The 25,843-nt window shown below is 46.2% G+C and carries 21 protein-coding genes; 3 read left to right on the top strand and 18 right to left on the bottom strand.

Annotated elements, in window-relative coordinates; all coding sequences use genetic code 11:
- Positions 1–42: 42 nt before the first annotated feature.
- The 3 genes from AC1DLM_RS00490 to AC1DLM_RS00480 all read right to left on the bottom strand — a co-directional run bounded on the left by AC1DLM_RS00490 (position 43) and on the right by AC1DLM_RS00480 (position 2,543).
- Positions 43–804 carry an ABC transporter permease gene (locus AC1DLM_RS00490; RefSeq protein ID WP_477568742.1) on the bottom strand — a complete coding sequence of 254 codons (762 nt, stop codon included), beginning with the start codon at positions 802–804 and terminating at the stop codon, positions 43–45.
- Positions 801–1,583 carry an ABC transporter ATP-binding protein gene (locus AC1DLM_RS00485; protein WP_477568741.1) on the bottom strand — a complete coding sequence of 261 codons (783 nt, stop codon included), beginning with the start codon at positions 1,581–1,583 and terminating at the stop codon, positions 801–803. The genes AC1DLM_RS00490 and AC1DLM_RS00485 overlap by 4 nt, the downstream gene beginning before the upstream one ends.
- A 363-nt stretch (positions 1,584–1,946) precedes the next feature.
- Entirely contained in the window at positions 1,947–2,543 is a 597-nt protein-coding gene (locus AC1DLM_RS00480) for a stalk domain-containing protein (RefSeq protein ID WP_477568740.1), read from the bottom strand.
- A 150-nt stretch (positions 2,544–2,693) separates the two neighbouring features.
- On the opposite strand from AC1DLM_RS00480, the gene AC1DLM_RS00475 reads away from it, so the two are divergent.
- Positions 2,694–3,404 (top strand): polysaccharide deacetylase family protein, encoded by a 711-nt coding sequence (locus AC1DLM_RS00475; RefSeq protein ID WP_477568739.1) that lies wholly within the window; start codon positions 2,694–2,696, stop codon positions 3,402–3,404.
- A 547-nt stretch (positions 3,405–3,951) separates the two neighbouring features.
- Here the strand turns inward: AC1DLM_RS00475 and AC1DLM_RS00470 are convergent.
- From AC1DLM_RS00470 to AC1DLM_RS00420, 11 genes are all read right to left on the bottom strand, one after another.
- Positions 3,952–5,523, bottom strand: a complete 1,572-nt coding sequence (locus AC1DLM_RS00470; protein ID WP_477568738.1) for an extracellular solute-binding protein — start codon at positions 5,521–5,523, stop codon at positions 3,952–3,954.
- 63 nt (positions 5,524–5,586) lie between these two features.
- Positions 5,587–6,465 carry a carbohydrate ABC transporter permease gene (locus AC1DLM_RS00465; protein ID WP_477568737.1) on the bottom strand — a complete coding sequence of 293 codons (879 nt, stop codon included), beginning with the start codon at positions 6,463–6,465 and terminating at the stop codon, positions 5,587–5,589.
- A 10-nt stretch (positions 6,466–6,475) separates the two neighbouring features.
- Positions 6,476–7,459 (bottom strand): ABC transporter permease, encoded by a 984-nt coding sequence (locus tag AC1DLM_RS00460; RefSeq protein WP_477568736.1) that lies wholly within the window; start codon positions 7,457–7,459, stop codon positions 6,476–6,478.
- A gap of 148 nt (positions 7,460–7,607) precedes the next feature.
- On the bottom strand, positions 7,608–8,696 hold the full coding sequence (locus AC1DLM_RS00455; RefSeq protein WP_477568735.1) for a response regulator: 1,089 nt from the start codon (positions 8,694–8,696) through the stop codon (positions 7,608–7,610).
- Positions 8,693–10,504, bottom strand: a complete 1,812-nt coding sequence (locus AC1DLM_RS00450; RefSeq protein WP_477568734.1) for a sensor histidine kinase — start codon at positions 10,502–10,504, stop codon at positions 8,693–8,695. The genes AC1DLM_RS00455 and AC1DLM_RS00450 overlap by 4 nt, the downstream gene beginning before the upstream one ends.
- A 141-nt stretch (positions 10,505–10,645) precedes the next feature.
- Positions 10,646–11,017 carry a winged helix-turn-helix transcriptional regulator gene (locus AC1DLM_RS00445; RefSeq protein WP_171631661.1) on the bottom strand — a complete coding sequence of 124 codons (372 nt, stop codon included), beginning with the start codon at positions 11,015–11,017 and terminating at the stop codon, positions 10,646–10,648.
- A 68-nt stretch (positions 11,018–11,085) separates the two neighbouring features.
- Entirely contained in the window at positions 11,086–11,646 is a 561-nt protein-coding gene (gene hxlB / locus AC1DLM_RS00440) for a 6-phospho-3-hexuloisomerase (RefSeq protein ID WP_477568733.1), read from the bottom strand.
- A 4-nt stretch (positions 11,647–11,650) separates the two neighbouring features.
- Positions 11,651–12,286 carry a 3-hexulose-6-phosphate synthase gene (gene hxlA, locus AC1DLM_RS00435; RefSeq protein WP_441987544.1) on the bottom strand — a complete coding sequence of 212 codons (636 nt, stop codon included), beginning with the start codon at positions 12,284–12,286 and terminating at the stop codon, positions 11,651–11,653.
- Between the two features lie 353 nt (positions 12,287–12,639).
- A complete protein-coding gene (locus AC1DLM_RS00430) occupies positions 12,640–12,954 on the bottom strand; it encodes a DMT family transporter (RefSeq protein ID WP_441987543.1) in 315 nt (104 codons plus the stop codon).
- On the bottom strand, positions 12,954–13,289 hold the full coding sequence (locus AC1DLM_RS00425) for a DMT family transporter (protein WP_171631668.1): 336 nt from the start codon (positions 13,287–13,289) through the stop codon (positions 12,954–12,956). Before AC1DLM_RS00425 ends, AC1DLM_RS00430 begins: the two co-directional genes overlap by 1 nt.
- Positions 13,290–13,315: 26 nt before the next feature.
- On the bottom strand, positions 13,316–13,894 hold the full coding sequence (locus AC1DLM_RS00420) for a TetR/AcrR family transcriptional regulator (protein WP_477568732.1): 579 nt from the start codon (positions 13,892–13,894) through the stop codon (positions 13,316–13,318).
- Positions 13,895–14,096: 202 nt separating this feature from the next.
- On the opposite strand from AC1DLM_RS00420, the gene spoVB reads away from it, so the two are divergent.
- Positions 14,097–15,647, top strand: a complete 1,551-nt coding sequence (gene spoVB, locus AC1DLM_RS00415) for a stage V sporulation protein B (protein WP_477568731.1) — start codon at positions 14,097–14,099, stop codon at positions 15,645–15,647.
- Between the two features lie 97 nt (positions 15,648–15,744).
- Here spoVB and AC1DLM_RS00410 read toward each other — a convergent pair whose 3' ends face one another.
- Entirely contained in the window at positions 15,745–16,230 is a 486-nt protein-coding gene (locus tag AC1DLM_RS00410; RefSeq protein ID WP_477568730.1) for a DUF2798 domain-containing protein, read from the bottom strand.
- Positions 16,231–16,842: 612 nt separating this feature from the next.
- Here AC1DLM_RS00410 and AC1DLM_RS00405 point away from each other — a divergent pair.
- Complete coding sequence (locus tag AC1DLM_RS00405; protein WP_477568729.1) at positions 16,843–17,115, top strand: hypothetical protein; 273 nt, start codon at positions 16,843–16,845, stop codon at positions 17,113–17,115.
- A gap of 162 nt (positions 17,116–17,277) precedes the next feature.
- On the opposite strand, the gene AC1DLM_RS00400 is transcribed toward AC1DLM_RS00405, so the two are convergent.
- The 3 genes from AC1DLM_RS00400 to AC1DLM_RS00390 form a co-directional block, all read right to left on the bottom strand.
- Entirely contained in the window at positions 17,278–24,201 is a 6,924-nt protein-coding gene (locus AC1DLM_RS00400; RefSeq protein WP_477568728.1) for an Ig-like domain-containing protein, read from the bottom strand.
- Between the two features lie 213 nt (positions 24,202–24,414).
- Positions 24,415–24,792: a hypothetical protein gene (locus tag AC1DLM_RS00395; RefSeq protein WP_477568727.1), complete on the bottom strand. Its 378-nt coding sequence runs from the start codon at positions 24,790–24,792 to the stop codon at positions 24,415–24,417.
- Positions 24,777–25,838, bottom strand: coding sequence for a glycoside hydrolase (locus AC1DLM_RS00390; RefSeq protein ID WP_477568726.1), 1,062 nt, complete (start codon positions 25,836–25,838; stop codon positions 24,777–24,779). The genes AC1DLM_RS00395 and AC1DLM_RS00390 overlap by 16 nt, the downstream gene beginning before the upstream one ends.
- Positions 25,839–25,843: the final 5 nt, after the last annotated feature.

Below are 25,843 nucleotides of genomic sequence, written 5' to 3'. Positions count from 1 at the left end.
CAGGTTTCTTGTGCTGTCTATTTTATCCAAAACAATAACTACTTATCTTCCCTCGTGAAATACCTTTAATTGCAGCTGTTCCGAGAACACTAACTTATAGATGAGGACACTTAACAGTATGCTAGTAATTGCAGCGGAGCCGGTAAAGGAGAATACGATTAAAATTTGATAACGCACAGCTTCCACTGGCTCAGCTCCAGCCACGATCATACCTGTCATCATCCCTGGAAGCTGAACAAGCCCTACTGTCTTCATGCCGTCAATGGTCGGGATCATACTGAATTTAACCGCCCGTTTCCTAACGTCTTGCAGTGCCTGTCCTGCGGAGGCACCAAGTGACAATAGCGCCTCAATCTCGCCTTTCGATGCAAGAACTTCTCTCTTAAGTTGAGTAATAAACAAGCCCGATACGATCATAGCATTTCCGATGGTCATGCCGCTTAGCGGTATGATGTATTGCGGTGTGGCTTCAATGAGATGCAGCCCCAGAAGCATACCCATCATAAGAATCTCCACCGTCATGATCGACAAGGCGATTCGCCATAGAATGCCAGGCATGCCGCCGCCGCGTTTGGCCGCATTCCAGGAGGCTACAGAAATCATAAGCGTAATAATGAGCATCAAGTACGCAACATGCTGCGATTGAAAAATGTAATGCAGCACATATCCAATAAATAATAATTGCAGAGTTGATCGTATCGTGCCAATTGCGATCTCTTTTTCCAATCCAAGCTTCTGCCAAAATGATATCAACATCGTTGCCAGTATGAATAGTAAGGTAAAACTAAGTGATAACATCGTCATAATTGAACCTCTTCTTTAATTAACCCTATAAATTTTCTCGCTGCCTCTGTAGACGGCTCGCTAAAGAAAAGCGCTGTTGGCGCATCTTCAAGTATCGTATTGCTTGACATAAACCATACACGTTCACTCGTACGCGCCGCTTGTTCAAGCTCATGCGTGACCCCTATCAGGGTAGTTCCTTCTTTTTCATGCCACTTCTGAAGTAAGTGCTCGACAGCCCTTGTATTCATCGCATCTAAGGAAGATGTCACTTCATCTAAAAGCAGTACTGCTGGGCGCAGTAGCATAGATCTAATTAAAGCAATCCGCTGCATTTCTCCACCAGACAATTCACGGGCATTCTTTTGAAGATCCAACTCGCTCAGTCCCGATGTCTCTAGCAATTCATCAGCTAGCTTCCTTTCATATGACTTGCCATGCAATCGGCTTGCTGTACGCAAATTGTCCTCAACGCTCCCAGGCAGCATGACCGCTTGCTGAGCAACATAGCAAATTCGTTTCCGCCAGTTTCGTGCCCCAACCTCTTGATAGGAGGCACCCTCCAATAGCATCATTCCTTCATCTGGTGAGCTCAGTAAGGCCAAGGTACGTAGAAATGTACTTTTCCCTTGCCCTGATGAACCGATAAGGGCGATACGTTCCGCTTGCTGAATCTGTACTGAAATGCCCGAAAATAGGTAAGGAGATTTGGGATTATCCTGATTATATGAAAGCTTGGCTAACTTATTTAGTTCAAACATAATGGGTATCCTTTCAGGTCCGATGAGATCTTCACTCATTGTAGCACTTGCTCCAATTGGGTCAATACATGAAAGAGAAAGGAGAACCAACCGTTTCACTTGATGAGAAAACGGGAAAAACAAAAAAACAGTTCAATCATGGTGGTATCTGACCATAATTGACTGTTCCATGTGGGGAGCGTTTATCTTATTTTAAATGCAATCCTTCTCTATTCTCATACGCGATATGATCCAAGTTAATTATGCTTGTACCTTCTATTTTTGCGTTTGCATCCATTTCAACAGCATCTGACGGATTGGGATATTGGGTACCATCATGTTTCAGTTGAACGTAGTGGGAGGCAACCCCACCGCCAGACACTTGAAGTATGAGATTATTCCATCCATTCGTTTGTTCCGTACTTACGATAATTGGATTGCGGATAAGGTAAACTTTTGAAGAAATTTAAAAGTATGATCTTCCTGTTGGAAAAGTAAACCGGTATCTCCGCCCGACCCACTGGTATAAGGTCCAGTCAATTGAACGAATACCTCCTCATTCCCATCGCCATTTAAATCAATATAATTATAGTAGTATTGGGTTTCTTTCACGTCCTTATCATCCATTTCAAGCGTCGCCATGATCACCTTTTCCAAATCTGCGTTTTTAACCATTTCAGGTTTCAGCACGTGAATGTCGTTATTTTTTTGTGCTTTTGATTTGTCAACATATACAGTGTTCGTTTCGCTGTCCCATTCCACCGTTTTACCTAGTGCCTCTGAAATTGCTCTAACTGGGAAATATGTCGTGCCATCCACGTTGAATGGCTCTATGGCGGTGCCTGATTCATCTACCAAATTCAGACTTTTATCTCCCACATTTATATTAATATCGTTAAATGTTACTTTCAACATTCTGGTAAATCCCCCAGCGGATACACTGCCTACTCCTGCCATTAGAGCCAAGGTAAAACATGTACCTGCTACGATGCCTTTTGCTGTGTCTTTGTTGAATCTCATTTCTCTTTCCTCCTGTAAGTGCTATCTGTATGTTTTATAGAATTTAGACGGACAAGCTCGCATTATGGTTCAATAGGAAAGTTAGGATTGACAGGGATTTCTTTCGATGATACGGTCGGAGAAATGCGCAAGAAGTTAAGGAGGATGTACATGTTTAACGGAAAAATGAAGGCTGTTACATTCAGCTACGATGACGGTGTGACCCAAGATATACGTTTGATTCAAATCTTTAATAAGTACGGACTTAAAGCAACTTTTAATCTTAACTCAGAACTCCTCGGATTGGACAACACCCTTATCAGGGAAGGACAAACTGTTAATCATACCAAAATTCATAGAGATCATGTAAGAGAAGTTTATCTCGGACATGAAGTCGCAGCGCACACCTTAACTCATCCACTTCTTACCCAATTAGATGAAACCGAGATCGTGAAGCAGGTGGAAGAAGATCGTAGAAATTTGGAGGCAATCGTGGGCTATGATGTGGTTGGCATGGCCTACCCAGGTGGGGGTGTGAACAACAATGATTACGTTGCGAATGTCATAAGAAACCATACAGCCCTCCAATACGCAAGAACAACAACGTCTACCTATCAGTTTGACCTGCAAGACAACCTATTTAGATTTAATCCAACCGTTTATCACCATCAACAATGGGAGCAAATGGAGAAGCTTGCTGAAACTTTTATTGCCTTAAAGCCTGATAAGCCGCAAATTTTTTATATATGGGGACACAGTTATGAATTCGATATCCATGATTCATGGGATAAATTCGAACAGTTTTGTCAACGAATAGGCGGACATGATGATATATTTTATGGTACGAACCGCGAGGTTATCTTGCCAGATTACATAAAATAATCGCCCATGCTGGGCGCACAAAAACACAAGTGAGGGCGGCTTACCTTGCGCACAATATTTKTGCGCTAGCGCGCGACGGCCGACGGGGCCGCTTACCTTGCGCACAATATTTGTGCGCTAGCGCGCGACGGCCGACGGGGCCGCTTCTCTTGCGCAMAATATTTGTGCGCTAGCGCGCGATGGCCGACGGGGCTGCTTCACTTGCGCACAATATTTGTGCGCTAGCGCGCGATGGCCGACAGGGCCGCTTCACTTGCGCACAATATTTGTGCGCTAGCGCGCGAYGGCCGACGGGGCCGCTTCACTTGCGCACAATATTTGTGCGCTAGCGCGCGATGGCCGACGGGGCCGCTTCACTTGCGCACAATATTTGTGCGCTAGCGCGCGATGGCCGGCAGGGCGGCTTCACTTGCGCACAATATTTGTGCGCTAACGCGCGATGGCCGACGCCATAGGCTAGAGATAAAAAAAGACGGAAGAAAGGGCACGCCATACCGCCCTTTCTTCCGTCTTAGCCTTTGCTTATATGATCACAACTTTACAGAAATTATTTCTTCTTATTGCTGTTATACCAGTCAGTTTCATATTTGATTCTTTCAGTACCGGCTTGTGCTCTCCATTGCTTCACATACGTATCGAAGTAATCGAGCGGTTGTTTGCCAAGCATGATCTGAGCGGCTGCTTCTTGGAAAAGAGTACCGCTGAATTCCAATTCAGGCTTTGCGGGTAATTTTGAAGGAGGGAGACCCGCTACAATACTCTTCATTCCTTCTGAAGCGGCGACTTTATAAGCCGCATCCATTTTGTCGGCTGCTTCCTTGCTGCCCAATTGAATTTCCAGGAAGTCTCTGTTGTAGGCGACCAGATTGAAGGTACTCGGACGCCAAAGTGCCGTTTTGTCATCTGTATCCTTTTTGATATCATAGGAAATTTTGCCGCCATCCTTCTTGTACGTTACGTTTGGTATCCCAAAATTAACAAACTCTTGACCTTCCTGACTAACGAGCCAATCAAACATTTTCACGATCGCAGCTGGATCTTTCGCGGCTTTGGTGACCATGAACGACTTATTAGATGCACGAACCGAAGTACCAGAACTTTCTACACCCGGCGCTTTCGGAGTTTGAATTGCAATCACATTCGCTCCTATACCCGGAAGAGACTTGTTCAATTTGTCCTGCCAATCCCAAGCAAGCGAAGGTGTGTGCACCCAAGCACCAACCAAGTTATTCTGGATCTTCTGCTCCCAGACATTCCGTTTGTTTGTCAGAAACTCGCTGTCAATCAGCTTTTCTTCAACCAATGTTCGGAAAAATCCAAGCGCTTGCTTCATATTAGGACTAATAACCGATGGCACTACCTCCCCATTAACTAATACACGGTTGAAAGCATCCACACCGAACATGGTCATCACATTGTCAACCCAACTGAACTTTTCACGACCCGAGATCGGCATCTCATCTTTTTTGCCGTTGCCATTCGGATCCTTATCACGGAATGCCCGCAGCATTGTCAACAATTCATCAGGCGTTTGGGGCGGGGTGGCAATACCAACCTTATCCATCCAGTCTTTACGGACATATAGAACATTATTTCCTAGCTGTCCTTCTGGAATCGCCATGATTTTCCCACCCGTTGTGACTTCGTCCCAAGCGGCTTGCGATATCGCCTTTTTCAGATTGGGGCCGTATTTATCAATATAATCGTTTAATGGGATAATCTGTTCATTTTGCAATAATTCATAATTAATGCCCCAACCGCCGACGACATCAGGGATATCACCGCTGGCAAATTTAATTCTAACCTGCTCCCCATACTGCCCATGCGGAAGGAATACCCAATCCAGATCCGTATTCGACTTTTGAGCCAGGTATTTCATCGTAGAGTCATCCATCGACTTCCCACCTGGAATCGGCTGGTTAACATCGCTTGCGAACACGCGGATTTTGACTGGTGCTGCTGGTGTCGCAGGCGCTTGCGAAGCGCTTGTTTGCGTACTTGTTTGACTCGGCGTTGCGCTAGAACTACTGCCCTCATTACCCGAAGAACATGCAGTGAGAAGCACGATTGTAGACAACGTTAGGCAAACCGTACTGCCCCATTTCTTTTTGAAACTCATATTCTTACCCTCCCTAGGTTTTCTTTCTTAATGATCTATAAAGGCATATGCCTGAATATTCAGTTATTCTTTGACAGAACCTAGCAACGCACCTTTAACAAAATGCTTCTGCAAAAAAGGATATATCAGTACAACGGGCACGGTGGCTAATACAATCGTGGCCATTTGGATGGCGACCGGAGAGAGTTTGATGCCGCCTTCTGCAGCCGCCCCCGCTGTCGAGTCCGAATCTCCATTAGCAATCAGCGAGTATAGGTACATTTGCAGCGTTTGTTTGTTGCGATCATTTATAAACAGTAGCGGCCCAAAATAGTTATTCCAATGGCCGACGGCATAAAACAAAAGAAGTGTCATGACAATCGGCATGGACAAGGGTACAACGATTCGCCATACCATGCCGTATTCACTCATGCCATCCACACGAGCGGCATCGAACAAATCATCGGGAACCGTCCGAAAAAAAGTAATACATAGAATCATATTAAAGGCACTAATGGCACCCGGCAGGATGAGAGCCCATATGGAATTTAACAGAAATAAGTTTTTCACAAGCAAATACGACGGTATGATCGGGGCATTAAAAATCATCGTAAAGATGATTAACAGCATAAAATACTTTCTTCCTTTTAAATCCATCTTGGACAACGGATAAGCCGTAATCATCGTGAATACCATATTGACCAAGGTACCTATCACTACGATTTGGACAGTCATCCATCCTGCCTTCCAGAAGGTGCTATTATTCGCGACTAGCTTGAAATTATCAAGGGTCGCTTCTACCGGCCATAATAGGACMCTATTATGAATAAGAGCGTTCGAGGAACTGAACGAGCCTGCGATAACGTAAAGGATCGGGAGCATGGCTGTAACTGTAATCAGGATGAGAAAACTAACGTTAGAGAAATCGAAAACTTTTTCACCGAATGATTTTCTAATTTTCATATACGACCACCTAGAATAACCCTTCCCCAGAAACTTTTTTACTGATTCGATTTGCCGTGATTAAAAGAGCGAATCCGATAACCGATTTAAACAGCCCTATCGCAGTTGTGATGCTGTACTGACCCCCTAAGATACCTTGCCGATAGGCATAAGTATCCAACACTTCACCTACCCTGATCGTAGTTGGGTTTAAGAATAAATACACTTGCTCGAAGCCAACATCCAGCACGTGGCCAATTTTGAGCAGAAGTAGAATAACAATAGCAGGCAAAAGTCCTGGAAATGTGACATGCACGAACTGCTTCCATCGTCCTGCCCCATCAATTCTCGCTGCCTCATAATAGGAAGGACTGATCCCCGCCAAGGCTGCCAAGAAGATGATTGTACTCCACCCCATCTCCTTCCAGATGCCAGAACTGATAAGCAAAGTGCGGAAATATTCCGGCATTTGCAGGAAACTGATTGGCTCATGTCCTAGCGATGTCCACACCAGGTTAACTAAACCTGTCTGACTAGAGAACATCATATAAACTAAGCCGTAAACGATTGTCCAGGATAAAAAGTGAGGCAAGTAAAGCAACGTTTGAACCATGCGTTTAAGCGCGAGATGTCTCAGTTCATTCAACAAACAAGCGAGTATTATTGGAGCAGGAAACGAAAATATAATTTGATAAAAACTTAAGATGATCGTATTAGCAATTAGTCGCTTGAATTGTGGATACGTCACTAGCTGCTCGAACCATTGAAATCCAACCCAATCACTCTTAAGGAATCCTTTGTAAATATTGTAATCCTGGAACGCAATGACACTTCCGAGCAATGGAATGTATTTAAATATAACAAAATACAAAATTCCCGGCAGCAGCATAAGGTACAACGGATGATTTCTCCTTAGATATCGGGAAAGCGATGACTTCACAACACCCGTGGAAACATCTGACGCTTCTGTAAGTATGGCCTCACGCTTTGGTATTGGTAGCAACTTATTGTTCAATCCAATCCATTCCTTTCACTATCTATCTGAATTTATTATAAGGGACTGGAAACGTACCTCATACCGGATAAGCTTTCGTTTATACCTGACGATATTCGGGAGATTGGGCAAAAAAAACACACCGTTCGGTGTGTGGGATAATGATGAACTATGATTCCATTCGCTTTTTGTAATCAAGCGGATTCAAACCGAAATGTTTTTTGAATAATTTCGTGAAATAGTCGACGTCTTCGTAGCCGACACGATTTGCGATTTCGTACACTTTTAATTGGGAGTTCAGCAAGAAGTCACGCGAATGATTCATCCGTTCCACCACGATAAATTGCCAAACGGTCATGTCTGTTTCCTGCTTGAATAAGGTGCACATATACGTTTTATTGTGCGAAACGAAGTCGGCCAAATCCTGTAAATTGATTTTTTCTCCGTAATGTCCCCGAATATATTGTTTCATCATGTCTACAACCTTACTTGACTGATTATCACGGATGCCGCGCATGACGGACATCAAGCTATTGGCACCCTCTTCCAGCCTTCTAACTGCGCATAAGCGAAAATAACTGCGAATAGCATAAAGGCGCAGCAAATGCTCCCCAAGCCCCAAATCCTTCCCCTCATCCAGCTCCAGTCGAAGCTTGTCTTTCGCCATCTCTTCAATGACAGTTTGCAGCCATAGATTGGAAAGCACATGTAATAAATAGTAGTTGCCTGCCACCCATCCTTCCAGTAACTCAAGCGTTTCGACAATGAGCAACGGCATCATGTCACTCCGCAGCGTTTGGATATGCTCGATCCATCGTTCCATCCACGATCGGTTCATCGGCAGTTTGCGCAGTATCAATTGGGCAGCCTCGTGATTTCGTTCCTGTATAATGCGATCCGTCGCCGAGCTCAAAGACTCATTAAAGGCTCTTGGATCAATCGGTTTTAAAATATAGTCCAGTGCAAAGAGCTTGATACTGCGTTGTGCATATTGAAAATCATCATAACTGGAAACGACCATGCATTTCATCCACGGATAAAGCCGATTGATTTGTTCAATCAATTCTAATCCATCCATAGCTGGCATTCGGATATCCGTAATACACAAATCCGCGTAATTTCCCTCCAGCCATTCCAACGCCTTAACGCCGTTTGAAGCCGTTCCCGACACGACCGTTGTATCGTTATAGCCTGATACATATTTAGACAAACTGCTGCAGATTAACATGGAATCATCTACAATAAGCACGCGAATCATGTTATAACCCCCTCTAAGGATCGGTACGGAAAACGAATAATAATACGCGTCCCGCCTTCTGGCAATAATGGCTCGACAGAAACGCCTGTTTCCGGCTCCATATAAAACATTTTCAACCGATAATGAACGTTCAGTACACCAATTCGGGAAAAACGCATATAGTCTTGCTCCTTCTCCCCCATGCTCAAAGCCTGCTGGATCGTATTCAGCCTTTCCTCGGAAAATCCGATCCCGTTGTCCTCAATGACGATTTGGACATATCGATCTTTCCAACGTGTTGTCGAAATCCGAATCAGCAAACGATCCCCTGTCACTTCATAAGCATGTTTCACACTGTTTTCAACGAATGGTTGGATAATGGCTTTAAGACATTGCGCATCCTCTACGGAACTATCTTGTTCAAGACTTAACGATATATTGTCACCGTACAAAATACGAATGATAAAAAAGTAATTTTTTAAGTGGTCAAACTCATCCTTTACTGTAACAATGGTTTGCTGATAATTAGACGTGTACCGCAGCATGTTAGACAAGGCAATCGTCGTCTGTTGAATATCGGGTTGTTCGGCCAAATGAGCCATAGAATTGATCGATTCCAGTGCGTTATATAAAAAATGGGAATTAATTTGTGATTGCAGGGCAGACAATACAGCATGCTGCTGGACAAGACGGGTCTCAGCGAGCTGAATAATGGCGTTTTCTATGCGATCTAGAAGTAAATTATAGGCTGATGCAAGCTCGGCCACTTCATCGGTCCCGCTCACCTGAGCACGGACATCGAATTGATCCAATTTCGTCATTTTGATCGTTCTGCGCAGTTGTTTCAGTCTTCGAGTTATGGAATGAGAGGTTAAATACGCAAGAATGGAAGCAATCAACAGCCCCCCAATTGTAAGCGTTATCGTCAAATGACGAATATTAGATATACTTTTAGCCAAATCTCCGTAAGGTACAATAACAATCACTTTCCAGTCGGTACCTGTGATCGTTTGATAAACGATCATTTGTTTCGATTTGGCGCTGTAATAGGAACCAGAGAGGTTGGAACTGATATTCGTAAAAATGCCCGGATCCAGCTTTGTATTGATTTGCCCAGGGTCGGGATAGGACACAATCGTTCCAAATTGATCAACAATCATGCCAAGCCCGTGCTCGCCCAGCTGTATTTCATTTAATATTTCTTGTGTAGCCAGAAGGGAAATATCAATCGCCAAGTAACCGTTTTGTTCGGCAAAACGAAACTTTTGCGCATACGTTAAAATAGGGATGCTCTTCGACCTTCCCGCTTTATCGGTATACTTGTCGTCCATACCATAATAGCGTGAAAACTTCCCTGTCAGCTCCATACTACCCAGCCATGATTCATTCTTCATCGAATAGTAAGGTGCCAGAATCGATTCCCACATGTATTCGTTACGATATGTGCTCTCGTTCCCATTCTCGTTATACAACTTGATGGACAAGGTCTCTGGATGATAGGTGGTGAAGGGGGTAATCCATGTTTTTTCTATTTTTTGGTAGCTATCAAAGAGGCCATATGGATCATCAGGTCCTGTCTTTAACCAATCCTGAAACTCCCTGCTTCCGCTAATTGTGCGAAAGAACTGTTCATTATCCCTGATATATCGGCTCAAGTTCAGGTTCGCTTGCTTCAGAATCTGATTACTGAAACGCACCACATCATTATCGATCGCCTCTGAGCTTTTAATGAAGCTGAATGTGCTGACCCCGGTTACCGTTATAAAAATAGTGGCAAAGATAATTAGAATAAGCTTCCATTCCAATGAACTCCGGATCGCTTGAATCATGCTCATTTCCTCCTCGGACAGATGTCTGCGCTTTCAGACTCCTATTTCAAGGTTTATGTTACCAAATATAACCTTCGATCACCAGATTTTTGTTCCCACCTACAACGACAAAAAAAAGAGAAGTCATGTAACTGACCTCTCTTAGCTTCTGACTGAATCGTCTTTTTGAATGACATTCTCTCTATAACTTTTACCCCAATCGAACATCATCTGCAGTAAAGGCATCAGACTTTGCCCATACCCAGTCAGGGAATATTCCACTTTAGGAGGATTCTCCGCGTATACTTCACGACAAATAAGAAGGTCCTCTTCCAGCTCGCGAAGTTGATTCGTTAACATTTTCTGAGTAATGCCGGGGATGAGCCGCTTTAACTCTCCGAAGCGCTTCGTCCCTTCCAATCCCAGATGCCACATAATGATTAACTTCCACTTTCCTCCGATAACGGCCAGTGTAAGTTCTTTCTCACAATTAATATCCTGTAAATTAATGCGTTCTTTGACTTCTAGTGCCACTTTGTCACGGCCTCCTCTCTACATACTCATTATACAGTAGTTAGGAAGAAGCCTTCTACCTCATGATATTATTCTAAATTTGCATGATTTTCATACATCCTGCTCGTATCCATCTCTAGCATTTGCATGAGGCTTACGATCACTACATCGTAAAATAAAAGCAGCGTTTGCTCATATAAACTCCCCATAGGCTGTATGGAAACATCGGCATCAATTTGATCTTTGCGAGCTCCAGTCAGCGTAATCGTATGATTCGCTGTTCGCCCGATGGTCGAGTGTGCAGACAGCGTAATCAAGACAACCTCCGCATGAAGCGAAGCGGATTTATTGGCAAAGGCGACTAGCGGGGTAGTCTCCCCTGAGCCTGAGCCAATAACGAGTAGATCGCCGGCTTTTATCGCAGGTGTAACCGTCTCGCCAACAACATAGACGGGAATACCCAGCTGCATAAGTCTCATGGCAAAAGCACGCCCCATTAGTCCCGATCTTCCCGCTCCCGCTACAAAAACCCTGTTCGCTTGGATGATCCGCTCGGCAAGCCCTGTAACTTCATCTTCATTAATTTGCTGAAATGCTTGATAAACCTCAGCTGCTACCTTTGATGACCCTGCCGTTTTAGAAGGAATCATGAACTCACCTTGCCGCTTGCACCAGCCGCTGCATTTCCGCAGCCGCTGCTTGTCGATTTTCTTGCCCCGTAATTCCCCCTCCGACAATGACCAAGTCAGGTCTTGCAGCCAATACCTCGGGGAGCGTGTGCAGCTTAATTCCTCCGGCGATAGCCGTTTTAGCCTGTTTAACCACTCGCTTAATTGTGGCTAAGTCTTCTAACGAGTTCTTTCCAGCCGCTTGGTGATCGTAACCGGAATGAACGCAAATATAATCTACGCCTAGTGCATCAATTTCTTGTGCTCGTTTGGCCATATCGGGCACATTGATCATGTCGACCATAATCTTGGTTCCCTGCTTTCTTGCTTCAGCGACGGCTCCGCTGATCGTCGTATCATCTGAAACGCCCAGCACCGTAATGATGTCGGCTCCCGCTTCAGATGCCTTCATGACTTCATAACCGCCAGCATCCATAATTTTGAGATCTGCCAGTACTTTGACATGAGGATAGGCGGCTTTCAATTCTTTGACAGCTCGTAAACCTTCATTAATAATAACTGGTGTACCAATTTCCACGACATCTACATAGGCTGCTACTTCATTTACAATCTCTTTCGCGCCTTGAATATCTACTAAATCTAGTGCCAATTGCAGTTCCATCTAGAATCTCTCCCTCTATTTGCAATTCTGGTGAATGCCATAGACCCATTGTAGGGCCATGCCGCTCATCAGAAAAGTAGGCACTTCAATGTGCGTAGTTACTTGAAAGTAACTAGATGCGAGGGAATTCGTGCAGATGAAAGTGATTTTTCTTACATAGATGTAGTTTTGTATGAAGATTAAAAAGGCTGTCTCAAAGTCAATTTATGACTTTTCGAGACAGCCTTTTTCTCGTTATTCACCGATGAGTAAACCTGCTCCCCGCAAACTAACTGGATTTTCTCCATCTAAACATGAATCGACAGTCCAGTGGCTGTCTCACCTGCCGCAACTTCGGCCACGCCGATTATATATTAAGCTATTAATTTCAATCCTACTGCAGCACTGAGCACCATCGCGATGAACACAATTCGCTTCCAATTCTTAGATTCCCCATAGAACAACATCCCTACGACTGCACCTCCAACCGTCCCAATCCCAGTCCAGACCGCGTAAGAGGTACCCATTGGCAAGCTTTTCATCGCTTGGCTTAGAAATCCAAAACTCATAACAATACCTACGATGAAAATAGCAAAGCTACGAATATTCTTCGCTTTATTTATTTGATTCATTCCGACGACACCTACAACTTCAAACATCCCTGCAAAAACGAGAAAAAACCAACCCATTAGACTGCAGCTCCTTTCTCACCGCTTGTCACAAATTTCAATCCAAACACACCGGATAATAGAAGTAGAATTAGGAATACTTTAAGTAACTGGAATGGCTCTCCGAAAAATAACATTTCCACGATGACGGTTCCCGCTGTCCCCATGCCTGTAAAGACGGCATATACGGTTCCCACCGGCAGTTTGGTAGACGCACTAATAACGAGATGAAATGAAATATACATAGCAATGACCGTAGCAATCCACGTCCATGTCGTATCTGAATGTTTTAATCCTGTCACCCATATCACTTCAAAAATGACACCAACGAAAATATAGATCCAATAACGATTCATGTGTATAACCCTCCTGCTGCTTTACTTTACTTTTTGATACCACGCCAAAAGACGAACCAGGAAGATTCAATCCTTTTCATCGACCGAGCAGAACCTCCAAATAGTAATTCCACAAACATGCCATCTAATACCGCAGAGAAAGCAACCGTGGCCGTATCGCTGCTAACTTCAGGGCTAATGGTCCCATTGTGCAAAGCCTGATCAAATAGCGGCATTATCATGGTTTCAATCGTATCTATATAGTCGTAACCTTGCTTAACGATCTCATCATAGAGATGGGACGGTGGGAAAAACGCCACCCGCAAGAAAAATTTCGTATTATCATCCTGTTCATAACGATCTTGATATTGAATCAGAAATTCATAAAGTAGTTGATCTATTGAAAGATGCTTATTGTTGTCGAGATACGTTTGAACAAAATGCAATTCTTTCGCCAACACCTCATCAAACAGCGCAAGAAATAGTTCATCTTTTCCTTTGAAATGCGTGTAAATGGATTGTTTTTTGATCCCTACATCCGTAGCAATATCTGCAAGCGATGCACCTTCATAGCCATTTTTAGCGAAATGAGTGCGCGCTACTTCTTTGATCCGCGTTGCCGTCATATCATCATCCCTTCCGAACGTTCGTCAGGATAATGATAGCACGTTATCTTTCGGAGGGCAACCTGCGAATCGTTGTACATACATAAGAACCAATATACGAAGCGCTGTCACCTGCAAAAAAGCATCATCATCAGCTTGTTCGCATGCTTTTCCAATTATTGAATACATATGTAAGTATTCGATAACCAGGAGGACACACGTCATGTCACAACATGGGCAATCGTTCATGAAAGGAACGTTCGTCTTGTCTGTCGCTGCTTTCATCAACCGTATTCTCGGTTTTATCAGCGGCATGTATATCGCTCGCGTACTGGGCGCAGAGGGAATCGGCATCTTAATGATGGCTCATCCGCTCGTCCCGCTCGTCATTACGATTACGGAGCTTGGATTGCCGGTGGCCATTTCCAAATTGGTCGCAGAGGCCAACGCTCGTGGCKAACGGATGAAAGTGAGGCGCATCTTGCATGTCTCACTTGCTGTCACAGGCTTCTTGAGTGTAGCGCTCACGACCATATCGTTATTCGGATCGGAGTGGATTGCATCCATTCTGCTAAGCGACCAACGCGCGTATTACGCGATGCTGGCCATTACGCCGATCGCGCCGATTGTCGCTGTTTCCGCTGTTTTAAAAGGCTATTTCCGTGGTATGCAGCAAATGAAAACCATTGCCGCTTCCGATGTACTGGAGCATACTGTTCAAATTGCTTGCGTACTCGCGCTAGTCCACCTCTTGCTCCCTTATGGCGTCGCTTATGCGGCTGCCGGAGCTATGGCTGCCTCTGTCGTCAGCGAAGCGATCAGCCTCCTATTTCTAGTGGCAAGCTACAAGCTTTACGGCGAATCGAAGATGGCTGGCGAGACTTGGGCAAGCCACTTGAAACAAGGAAGAAGCACGCTCGGCGAACTGCTTCAGATCGGATTGCCGACGACCGGTCACGGTGTGATTCATTCGTTGTACAGCACCTTCCAACCGCTGCTTATTACGACCAGCTTGGCACTGGCCGGCATCGGCACGGCGTTAGCCACGAAGCAATTCGGGATGTTGGCTGGCTATGCGTTTCCGCTGCTGTTCATGCCAAGCTTCATCACGCAGTCCTTATCCACCGCGCTCATTCCTGCAATTGGCGAGGCCGCGGCGAACAAGAACAGTCTGCTCATCCATGAGCGGATGAATCAAGCGATGATCTTGGGACTCCTGATCGGCGCCCCAGCGACCGTTATCTTGTACGTGTGGGCAACTCCACTAACGACACTTGTCTATCATGCGCCGGAAGCAGGCGTACTACTACAAATACTGGCGCCTATGTTTTTCCTGCATTATTTCGACGCGCCACTTCATGCGATTCTACTTGGGCTCGGCCGCGCGAAAGCTACCCTGTGGAATTATGTCATAGCCACCTTATTCAAAAGTGTCGCGATCTTCGTGTTTGGCAGCCAATACGGGATTATTGGCGTTGCTTACGGTATCGGTATCGGTATTGTGATACAAACATTGTTGAACTTCTTTTCCATCTCAAGCTCGATCGGATTTTATTGGAGTATTCGTCCCTATGTCAAGGTTGCGATCTCCATGATACTGATGATGCTTTGCGGAAACTGGACCTATCACTATTTTGTCAGCAATGGTATGCCACAATTATGGTGCGTGATCACTTCCATCGTCTGTTCMCTGTTTCTCTATTTCGCCACACTCGTACTTACGGGTACATTGAGTCGGAAAAGTGCTCGGCACCGATTTTCGTTTCCCTGGTAAGTTTGTCAAGAAAAATAACTCTGCCTATAAACATATTAATGTGATTAACAAACGACACAAAGCCCTGGGATTCATTCCCTAGGGCTTCGTTTTTCATCTAGCGCAAAGATACCGCAATTCTTTTCTTAACTACCTTAACAAATATATACCGAACAAGCGGCCCCACAATAATGAGTTGAAGAGGAAAAGCGAAAATAAAATTTTTAAAGACTAGAGTAAAGTAACTCTCCAGCAATGAATCTCCATGCAAGCTATCAGAAAAATAAGCATTTCCCAATCCATACAAGGACATACAGAGAACCATTCCACTCACCATGAAAAATGCTAAGAAGAGAATCACAAACACCTTTTTAGATTTGTCATAGGGTATTGATAACGCCAATTTCTTGGCCACAGGACCAACAACAAATAATTCCAATAAGGTTGCAATAATAAAAATTTGAACAAGTTGAATGAAAATCTCCCACACTGATAGGCTCCCCATCAAGCCGTGTGTAAATAGATTATACATTGTCATAAATACAACCATTCCAAAGCACATCATCAATCCAAAATAAAATTCTTCTTTCTTCGTTGTTGGCAAGTTCTATCATCCTTTCTTTTTCCTTGTTAGTATAGCGGCTGCAGTACCCTCTTCATAAGTGAACAGTCTGTGAATTTTTGGGGTTCCACGGGTTTATTAGTACACTGCCGTCAAAGGATGAATGTGTTAATGGGGAGATATAGCCACCTTACCCTGTGAAACATTTTAACTGGAAAAGATACCGCTATTTACACGAAATTTCCTCAAAAACTCGAATTAACTGTAAAACATGTAGGTAAAACTGACTCTTTTTCTCAGATCGGGTAAAATGGTTAAAATTAACTGTACGTTATCCATCTAAACTGCGTTTGATCGAAAAATCCTATAATTTAACTACAGAAAATCCATCTAATCTCCTTCAACTACTCCTACACCATTCCCACTCCCCACATCCCAACCTAACTCGCAACCCGCATATTACAAAAAGCCTGCAAAATTAAATTTGCAGACTTAATATATGTTTAATGAGATTTGTACACCATGAAACGCTCAAAGCGACGGACCTGCTCCATCAACAATAAAATCATCATGGGCTGATTCAAATATATGGAAATCGTTTATATATATTTTATAAAGTTAAAATAAATAATACAGACTGGGAGAGTGGTACAAATGAAATTTCTCAAAACAAAATTGGCTTTGCTTCTTGCAACTTCGTGTCTAATGGTTCCGAGCGTCATTAGCGCCGCAACCGAGACAGCAATGGAGGCACCATCCTACACGTATATGAATGGTTATGTTTACACCCTTGTCCATGATATTTATGTGCCGGGCCGTTATTTAATTGATGAGGATACAGTCGCAGTTTACATCCCCGGAGGAGTAGGCATCATTGCGGTCGATAAGGATACTGTTTTACCTGAGGGTTCTGTCTACTTAAACTAGGATAATCCAGTTTGTATTTGCCCCTTGTTATGTATGCAAAAGCCAAAAATAGAAATAAAAAAGGAGCTAAGCGTGTTTGCGCTTAGCTCCTTTGCGTTTTTGCGGATAGCTTCTGACGGGAGCAAATTAGGCCAGATTCCAACCTTCTCCTCGTGCTTAAAGCTAAATGCCCAACGCGGTCAGCAATTTGTAAATCATAGCGGCTGCTTCGCCTCTCGTTGTTGTTTGGCCAGCGCGGAAAGTGCCATCCTCGTAACCATTCAGGATGCCCGCAGATAGAGCATTATCGATCGATGGTTTCGCCCAAGACGGAATATCCGAAGCGTCTTTCAAACTCGGTGCCTTGCTCGTCAAGCCAGCTTTACTGTTTCCGTAGTTCTGCAAAGCTCTTGCCGTCATTATTGCTGCTTCGGCCCGGGTCACTGTGAGCTCACCTTTGAAGCTAGTCGTGCCTGCTTCCTCGTAGCCTTTAATCAGGCCCGCTTCCACTGCCGCCACGATGTACGGCTTCGCCCAAGAAGGGATATCCGTTTCATCCGAGAAGTTCGTTTTGCGGGAAGCTGCTTTAAGACCTAAGGCCGAAACCAGCATCTTAGCGAATTCGGACCTCGTTACGATTGCTTCCGGTTGGAAACTTCCGTCCGTGTATCCGGCTGTGACATTCATCCCTGTGAGGCGTCGAACGTAGCTTGCTGCCCAATGATTCGCCATATCTTTCATCTCTGCCGGTTCATAGGAGAAGACAGCAAACTTCGTGAAGTGATCGACACTCACCCGGATCGTTCCATCTTCATTTACGGTTCCGCCGATGAAGATCCAACGCTTCTGGCTTTCTTGATAATAGTACACGGCCGGTTGGCTCCCCGGCTTCAATTGCTTGGCTTCGTAGACGAATGAAATCTCAAGCGGTTTTGAAAACCGATCGCCAGTCGTACTTGATAATTCGAAAATCTGGCTAACCGATCGAAGATCGCCATTCGCGGGAATCTGGTCGGGTTCAACGACCGCGATATGAATCGTCCCCTTCGAAGACACGGCGCCGGCAGGAATTTGAATCTTTACTCCGCCTTCCAGCTCCAACTGCTTATTTTCTTCGGGGCTCACATCCGTTTGCTGTTCCTTGCTCCCGGAAGATGGCGGCGCAGTGCTTTCTCCAGCAGGGGTTTCCCCCGTTTGGTTGCCTTCGTCGACAGGCTCCTCGGTTCCGGTAGAATCCTCTTCCTCCTCGACCGTCACCTTGCGTACTACTTCCGTAGCAGCGTTCCCCGCTTGGTCGGACACATTGTAGCGCAGCGTATAGGTACTTGCCCTGTTGGTATTCACTTCACCTGTGACAGTAATCTTGCCCACAGGTCCGATATTATCCGTTGCCGTTGCGCCTTGATCGCGATACGTGCTGCCGAATGGCACGGTCACTTTGGACGCTCCATTTAACGCGATGACCGGTGCCGTCTTATCGATGCTGATGGTCAACGTTGCAGTCTCCGTCGTATTCCCAGCCCCATCGTCGGCGTGATAGCGAAGCTCACTTCGACCCTCAGCGGAAATCACAATCGGCTCGCTGTACGCGTGCCATGTGTCCCCCGCATCCAGGCTGTAGGATATGTTAGCATGACCCAAGCCTTCGCCTTCTGGACGCAAAGTAACCTGTACATCCGAAACGTACCATCCATTGCTACCTGCTTGGCCTGCCACCTCCGCTTTCACGATCAGAGAATCGCCGCCATTGTCGCTAGCGGAGAGTTGTCCCGATACGTCGAAGCTGGTAAAGGCATTGTATGTCGCCTGAATCCCATCTGAATAAAGGCCTGCCTGTGCGGGTCTATTTTCGAAAGGATCCTCTGCGTCAAAGATCAGATTGTTGTTCACCCAAACGTAGATTTTTCCCTTTGATCGAACAACCTTATAGAAGTTTTGCGCGCTGATCTCTTCACGAAGGGCGAAGGAGAACGGGCGATTCAAATCTGAAGGTACGCTCAGTCGAAGTTGACTAGTTTTTACAGGGTTCGTAAAGTCGGCGATATGATAAGCACCTTTTCCCTTGTCCTGATATGCGAACGGTACCGAGTTCCAACCGTCCTTCTGACTATCGAACTTGAAATTTGCCGATGTCGAATCGGGCAGCTCGAAGTTCTTGTTCATGTACGGGAACAGACCATTGAACCATAGAATCTTGGCCGATGAAACTTCCGCTTCGCCACGCAGATCGTACACATACTCGCGCTGGCCGTTCTCTGCGTAGTTGCTGTGCCCATAGATCGTATCTCTCGCTGTGGGAGCGACGGCCATGAGTTCCTCCTGACCATCCACGATCTTGCGCAACTCGAATTCGTTCGTGGCATAATTCGTACTTGCCGTCACGTAGTTCTGGTCGTCAACATACTCAAGAATGACGCCCGCTTTACCAGTGTCTGGCAAGGCCCCCGTATTTACATTGACCGAAAATTCATGCCCAAGCGTCCGATCACCCTTGACCGTGATCGCTTCCCCGGCCGCAGGGGACTGCAAGCCCTTCTCCGAAACCGACCATGATTCATCCCAACCGTTGATGTACGTACCGTATTCGCTCCAACCGGTCGTTACGGTTACGTTATCCATCCGAACCTTCGCCTTGTTGCTGATTAAGCCGATTCGCCCTGGAGCAGCCATTGCCTCCTGCTCAAACACCGGCCGATCATCGTTAAGCGTGTAGTGATCCAATTCCGCAAACAATTTGGACCCGTTCTTGTACACTCTGAGCGTATGATATTGCTCCGCGTAATCTTTAACACGCGAGTCATTCTCCATGAACGCGAACGTTGAAGGTAAATCTGTGACCGCGCTTTCCGTAACACCGTCTATGCGGGACTGGACGATAAGCTTCCGGTCATCGCGGTCGATCAACACATTCACATAGTTGTTCTCATCCTGATGCCAGGCAACAATACCGGCTTGCCCCTCATCTCCGAAATCTTTGTCGTCGAATCGAAGATTGGCCTCCACAAACACATTTTCCGCTTCGTATCCGTTCAGCAGCACTTGTTTCGAATCGCCAGGCGCATTAACATACAAAGCCTCGTTATCAATTGATAGGCCGCCGGCGCTCGGCACTTCGTAATGCTGCAAGCTGTCTTCCGAATCGAACCTGTCTTGGAACGTTGGTGTCCAGGCCTCCGGATGAATGCCTTCCGAATCATAGGAGGTTGGTCCGTCAACGACCATCTCTTGATCCCAGAAATAGACACGATCCTTCCCTTGCCCTTCATCACTGTTCCAAAAAGCTTTATAGGTGACCCAATCCTCAAAACCATTCGGCCCCTTAATCATATTCGGCTGCGATGGTCCGATAATGTCGGGTTCCACAGGATGCCCGTTCGTATCATACAGACCAAAATCTAGATGGTAGTAATTCAAGGAGGCCCCGCCATTTTTACTGATCTCTACGGCGATCACATTCTCGCCGGCATGAAGCAAATCAGCGGGAACTTCAACCATTTTGTAGGCGCGCTGCTGACCACCGAAAGTGTAGAATGGCTTGCCGTTCACATACAGCTTTCCATAGCCTTCCAGACGGTAGCGAAGGACCGTAGTCTCCGGCACAGCATCCAAATGGAAGGAGCGTTTCGCCCACATAGAGGCTTGACCGCTCGGGTGCGCCCAAATCTCGGATGGCGCCGTTTTCCCGTTGTTGTAAATGGTCGGGATTTTCCCCGTTCTCGTATCCGGCCAGCCGAAGCCGCCCTCCCCGGTCATCCAACCGTTCAAATCGGAGCCAATCGCGTTCCAGCCTGCCTGAGGCGCATTAAAGGTATATTGATATGGCTGGCTGCCATGCTCGGCCGTCGGCAGGATGACGTTGTATTTCAGCAGCAGCCCCTCAATATTGCGTGCCAGCAGCTTACCCGGGTATTTGGAATCGTTCGTTATTTTATCGTAGCTATCGGCTTGCGCTACCCCGGTCTCATAAAGTCCTGTTTCCGGAAACATCTGATTGCCGACATACAGCATGTAATACTCGCCATTATGGTAAAATAACTCCGGTCCTTCGAAATTGACGAAGTTCACATTGGCCCAGTGGCCCTTCTGTGTATGAACCGTTTCGATCGCTTTGCTTCTGCCCGGATTGCCCTTCTCGTTGAAGAAGGATTGCACGTCCCAGAGCCATGCACCGGCATTCGCCGGCTTGGCTGCCCCGGTATTAGGATCCACCTCGTCCGGATTTACCTTGCGCAGTAAGATTAAATCTCCGTTGTGCGCAACGAATAATTGAGGGTCAATCCCATCATCATACTTCTTATCTTTGAGGGCGTACTCGAAATTCGGTGACGTATTCATCTTGCTAGGGTCCCCGTAGATCAATGAGGTACCATTGTAGATATAGAACATCACCCMGTTATGGAAAAACAAATCGGATGCGCCTAATTCGTTGTGATCGGATGGAGTCACCGCCTGCGGCATCGTACTCGGGTCATTCGAAATTAACCGATACGGGCTTTCCCAGTGGATCATATCCTTCGAGCGATACACTTTCCCCAAAGTTCCGGTGCCCATCGCATAATAGTAACCGTTATACTTCTCGATCGTTCCGTCGTAGAGGGTAGCCTTCTTGCCAAGGTCAGACCCCGAATCGACTCTGAACAGGTTATCTACTTTCTCAATGGCGGAAGGGATGACGGTGACTTCACTGCTCGCCGACAAGCCTCCGTCCTCGGTTGTTCCCGTAATGAACGCTCTGCCCAGACCGACAGCTGTCACCCGGCCGTTCGAATCAACCGTTGCTACGGAAGCATCGGAGGTTGACCAGGATACATTCCGATTCGTGGCGTTCTTAGGCCAGATGACGGCTGACAACAAATGTGTCCCCCCCAACGTTAACTCAACTTTTGAGTGATTTGGTGAGACCGTCAAGACCGAGATCCCTTTTACTGTCACAACCGCAGAAGCCGTATGAGCGCCATCTACGGTCGTGACGGTAATCATCGCTGTACCTGGCTGAAGTGCCGTAACGACACCCGCTTCGTTCACCGATGCGATAGTCGGGTTGTCAGAAGACCAATTCACCCTCTGGTTCGTCGCATTCGTCGGTGTGAATGTCGATGTTAAGGCCTGTGTCGTTCCTATCAGAATTTCTGCTGCCGCAGGTGTAAGACCGACCCCCGCTACCGGAATATTCTCAACGGTCACGCTACTCTGCGCCGAGTATTTCCCATCGACCGTCGTCACGGTGATGGTCGCCGTACCTACCGATACCCCTTGCACAGATGCCTTCAAATTGCTCTTCGACATCACCTTCGCAATGGATTCATTGCTGGAAGTCCAGATCAGATCTTGATTCGTTGCGTGCTTCGGGAAAACCGTTGCAGTCAGCTCCTGTGTAAGGCCAGCCCCAATCGTGACCGCAGCCCGATCCAGACTGACGCTTTGCGGGTGGACGGCACCCAAGATAGGCTCGACAGCGGCATTGTACAAACGTACATCATCGATAACCCCGCTAAAATAAGCCCCGGTTGTCGGCCCTTCGAAAGCGTCAACTGCGAATCTTGCACCGAGCGCCCCTTCGTTAGCGGCTGCGGCAACTTTATCGAAGGACGTCGTGGTTTCTTTCGCCAATTGTCCGTCTAGGAATAACTTAAAGGATTTGTTGCCAAATGAGACAGCTACGTGATGCCATTGGTCTGCACCAGTCAGCGCTGTGGAAAGAATGACGCGATCAATGGCAGGTTTGTTATTCACAATCGCTGCCTCTAGCTTGCCCCCATTCATTTGAATCGCCAATCCTGCCCCATTGCCTCCGCGCTCGAACAATACCTGTCTGGTATTCAAATCTGTCGGCTTAAACCACATCGCTGCGGTGAATGCGGAAAACTCGTCCCTCAAGAAGGGCATTGTATTCGTATTGAGTTGAATGGTGCTTGTCAATCCATTGAAGGAGAAGGCTCCTCCATCAACACCACCATCTGGCAGCCAACTCCCGATAGCGCTTACAGAATGATGCCCATTACCTGTGGAATCCTCTGCAACTTGCTTGCCGCTATAACTGAATGGCGCATCCAGCTTGTACCAAGCGTCTAATCCCTCAAAAGGCATGGAGATCCGTGCAGGAAGCACGGTCACAACGCTTGCAGCCGTATAATGTCCATCCTCCGTTGTCACCGTAACGGTTGCAGTGCCTGCTTTTTTTCCTTCGATCGCTGCTTGTGTTGGACCATAAACAGCAACCGTCACGACAGACTCATCGCTGGACGTCCAGGTGATATTTCGATTGGTAGCGAAAGACGGCTGGAGAGAAGCGTCCAGATACACCGATTCGCCGACCGTCGTGGTCAACCGTGCCTTATTCAAGCTGATCCCGGTCACTTCAATAGACGGTGTAACCGCTTTGTCGTACAAACGCACATTATCGATCATCCCGTTGAACCAAGCTCCAGTCTGGTTATCCCCACCGAATGCATAGACCGCATATTTTGCACCGATGGCCGCTTCGTTAAGCGCCGTGTTTACTTTAGTAAACGGCACAGTCTTCGTCGCTGCGACCTTCCCATCCAGGTACAGCGTGAACACGCCGTTATTGAACGTAATCATCGCATGGTGCCAAGAGGTGGTATCCGTAAAATCAACCGATACAATTCCCCTCACGTCAGCGCTCGCAACTGCAGCCTCCAGCTTGTTCGCATTCAATTGCAACGCCATACCCGACGCATTGCCTCCGCGTTCGTACAGCACCTGCAGCTTTTGCGTGTCGTTGGCTTTAAACCATAACGAAGCGGAATGCTCAGTGAAGGCATCTTTCAGGTATGATCCTGCTGGCGTCGATCCCAAATTCAGCTGAATTAGATCAGAGATGCCGTTAAACGATAGGGCCCCTCCGTATACCCCGCCATCCTCGACCCAAGTGCCGATTGCACTGATGGAATGATGGCCTTGACCGGAGGAATCCTCTGCCACGGTTTTGCCGCTAACTTCATAAGGCGTATCCAGTTTGTACCAAGCCAGTAAACCTGGCTCCTCACTTTTCTCCAAAGCATTAGCTTTGCCACCCGGAATAGCACTGCACACGAGCGCTATGATGAGGATGAATGCGAATAACTGCTGTAAGTTCTTGCTCAATTTTTCCCCTCCCTAAAATGTTGATATCGCCCCAAGTAAGAAAGCGCTTTCTATGACGCTTTTTCATTATATTTTATGATTTTCCCTGGTAGGCTCCAATAATATGACATTTCACTCCAAAATTTTGACTTTTCACATCATGCGTATATAAAAATAAAACCACTCCAATGGAGTGGCTTCTTTGATATGACATACTCTTTTAATTTTCCTTGTCTATTTCTCCGAAAAAGAATAAACAGATTTGGCTGAAAACGTTTGTGTAAACGATCCCCCTGAGAGTGTGACATCCTTCATGTTGGTAAGGTTATCGGTGGCACTGGTTTTGAGCTTGGACGCTGCGGTTGAGGTTGTACTGAACCCGCTCACGGTAGCCGTGATATCCGACGATGAGGTGTTGATGACGACGAGCTGCGCTTTACTGGTAGAATTGATTTTTGTCGCCACGACCAATAAGGACGGGTTGCTAGATGTCGATTGAATGCGAACATAACCTGGCCTCATCACACGGCTGAAATTCCCCATCGCGTATAAGACCTTACTCGTTGCATACGTGCCTCCGCTCGTATCCAGATTGATCAACTGTTGCGCCAAGCTCTCATTGCTGCCAACACTCCACCAATACAAGAACCCTTTGGCCGCTTCGAGCCGCCGGTTGTCAGTGCACGATGAATTTTGACTGCTAAATCGATTGCTTGTTGGTTATCATAGGTCGTATTGGCAGGATCCCAGAGATTGTTCGTCTCATCCTTAAAATTATATTCCGTCATTAGTTTTGGCTTTGTTTCCGCATAAAGCGTGCTATTGTCATTGCCATAATTATGATAAGCCACATAGTCCACGAGGCTCTTGTTCGTTGGCATATTGTTCAGAAAATTCATCGCGACATTCTCCGATGTGGCCTCAKGGGACGTTAGCTTGACCTGCGACCTAATCCCTTTGCTGGTTAGAGCGCTATCAACCTCACCAATGACACTGTCCATTTCTGCGTTATAGTACCGAGCGGTAGCCCATAGGGGATTCTCGTAATCAGGTTCATTTTGAATGCTTAGCCATTTGACATTGTATCCGAAATCCCCCCGATATTTCTGGACCCATCTCGCCACATAGTTGGCATAATCCGTATAGCGAGTTGAAAGCAAATGGCCACCTTTCACAGTAGCTGAGTCTTTCATCCACGAAGGAGGACTCCATGGAACGGCATAGAACTGCATTGCACTATAACGGGACAAGGCCTGGTCTGCAAACCATCTTTGGTGCGAATCCGTGGTCCAATCTTCTGTGCAATTGTTCCATCCACAGTAGGAAATCTCAATGCCCGATGCGTCCTCGCTTAGCTTGTAGGGATTAATTTCCCAACGAATCATCGTAAGTCCAGCATTAGAGCCACTGTTGAGAAAAAGTTTATCCAGAATAGCACTTTGATTCCCCGTGCTCATATTGTGCTGCAAGTCGTAGACGGGCTTATTCGCCGCCGCTCCAAAACCATCAATCGATTGGTAAGTCGTCCCTTTCGTAAGGGTAATCGTATCGGCCGCTGCGGCAATCGGAATGCTGAGCGGTAAGCACGTAAGGCCTATCACCACAGTTAAAAGAATCATCACTACCTTGATCAAAAAGCTCGAACAATTCGTGTTCAACTGCG

The sequence above is a fragment of the Paenibacillus sp. 01T442 genome (genome assembly GCF_056398345.1).
Note: the sequence above shows the minus strand (reverse complement) of the source record. Positions and strands in the feature narration are given on the sequence as shown.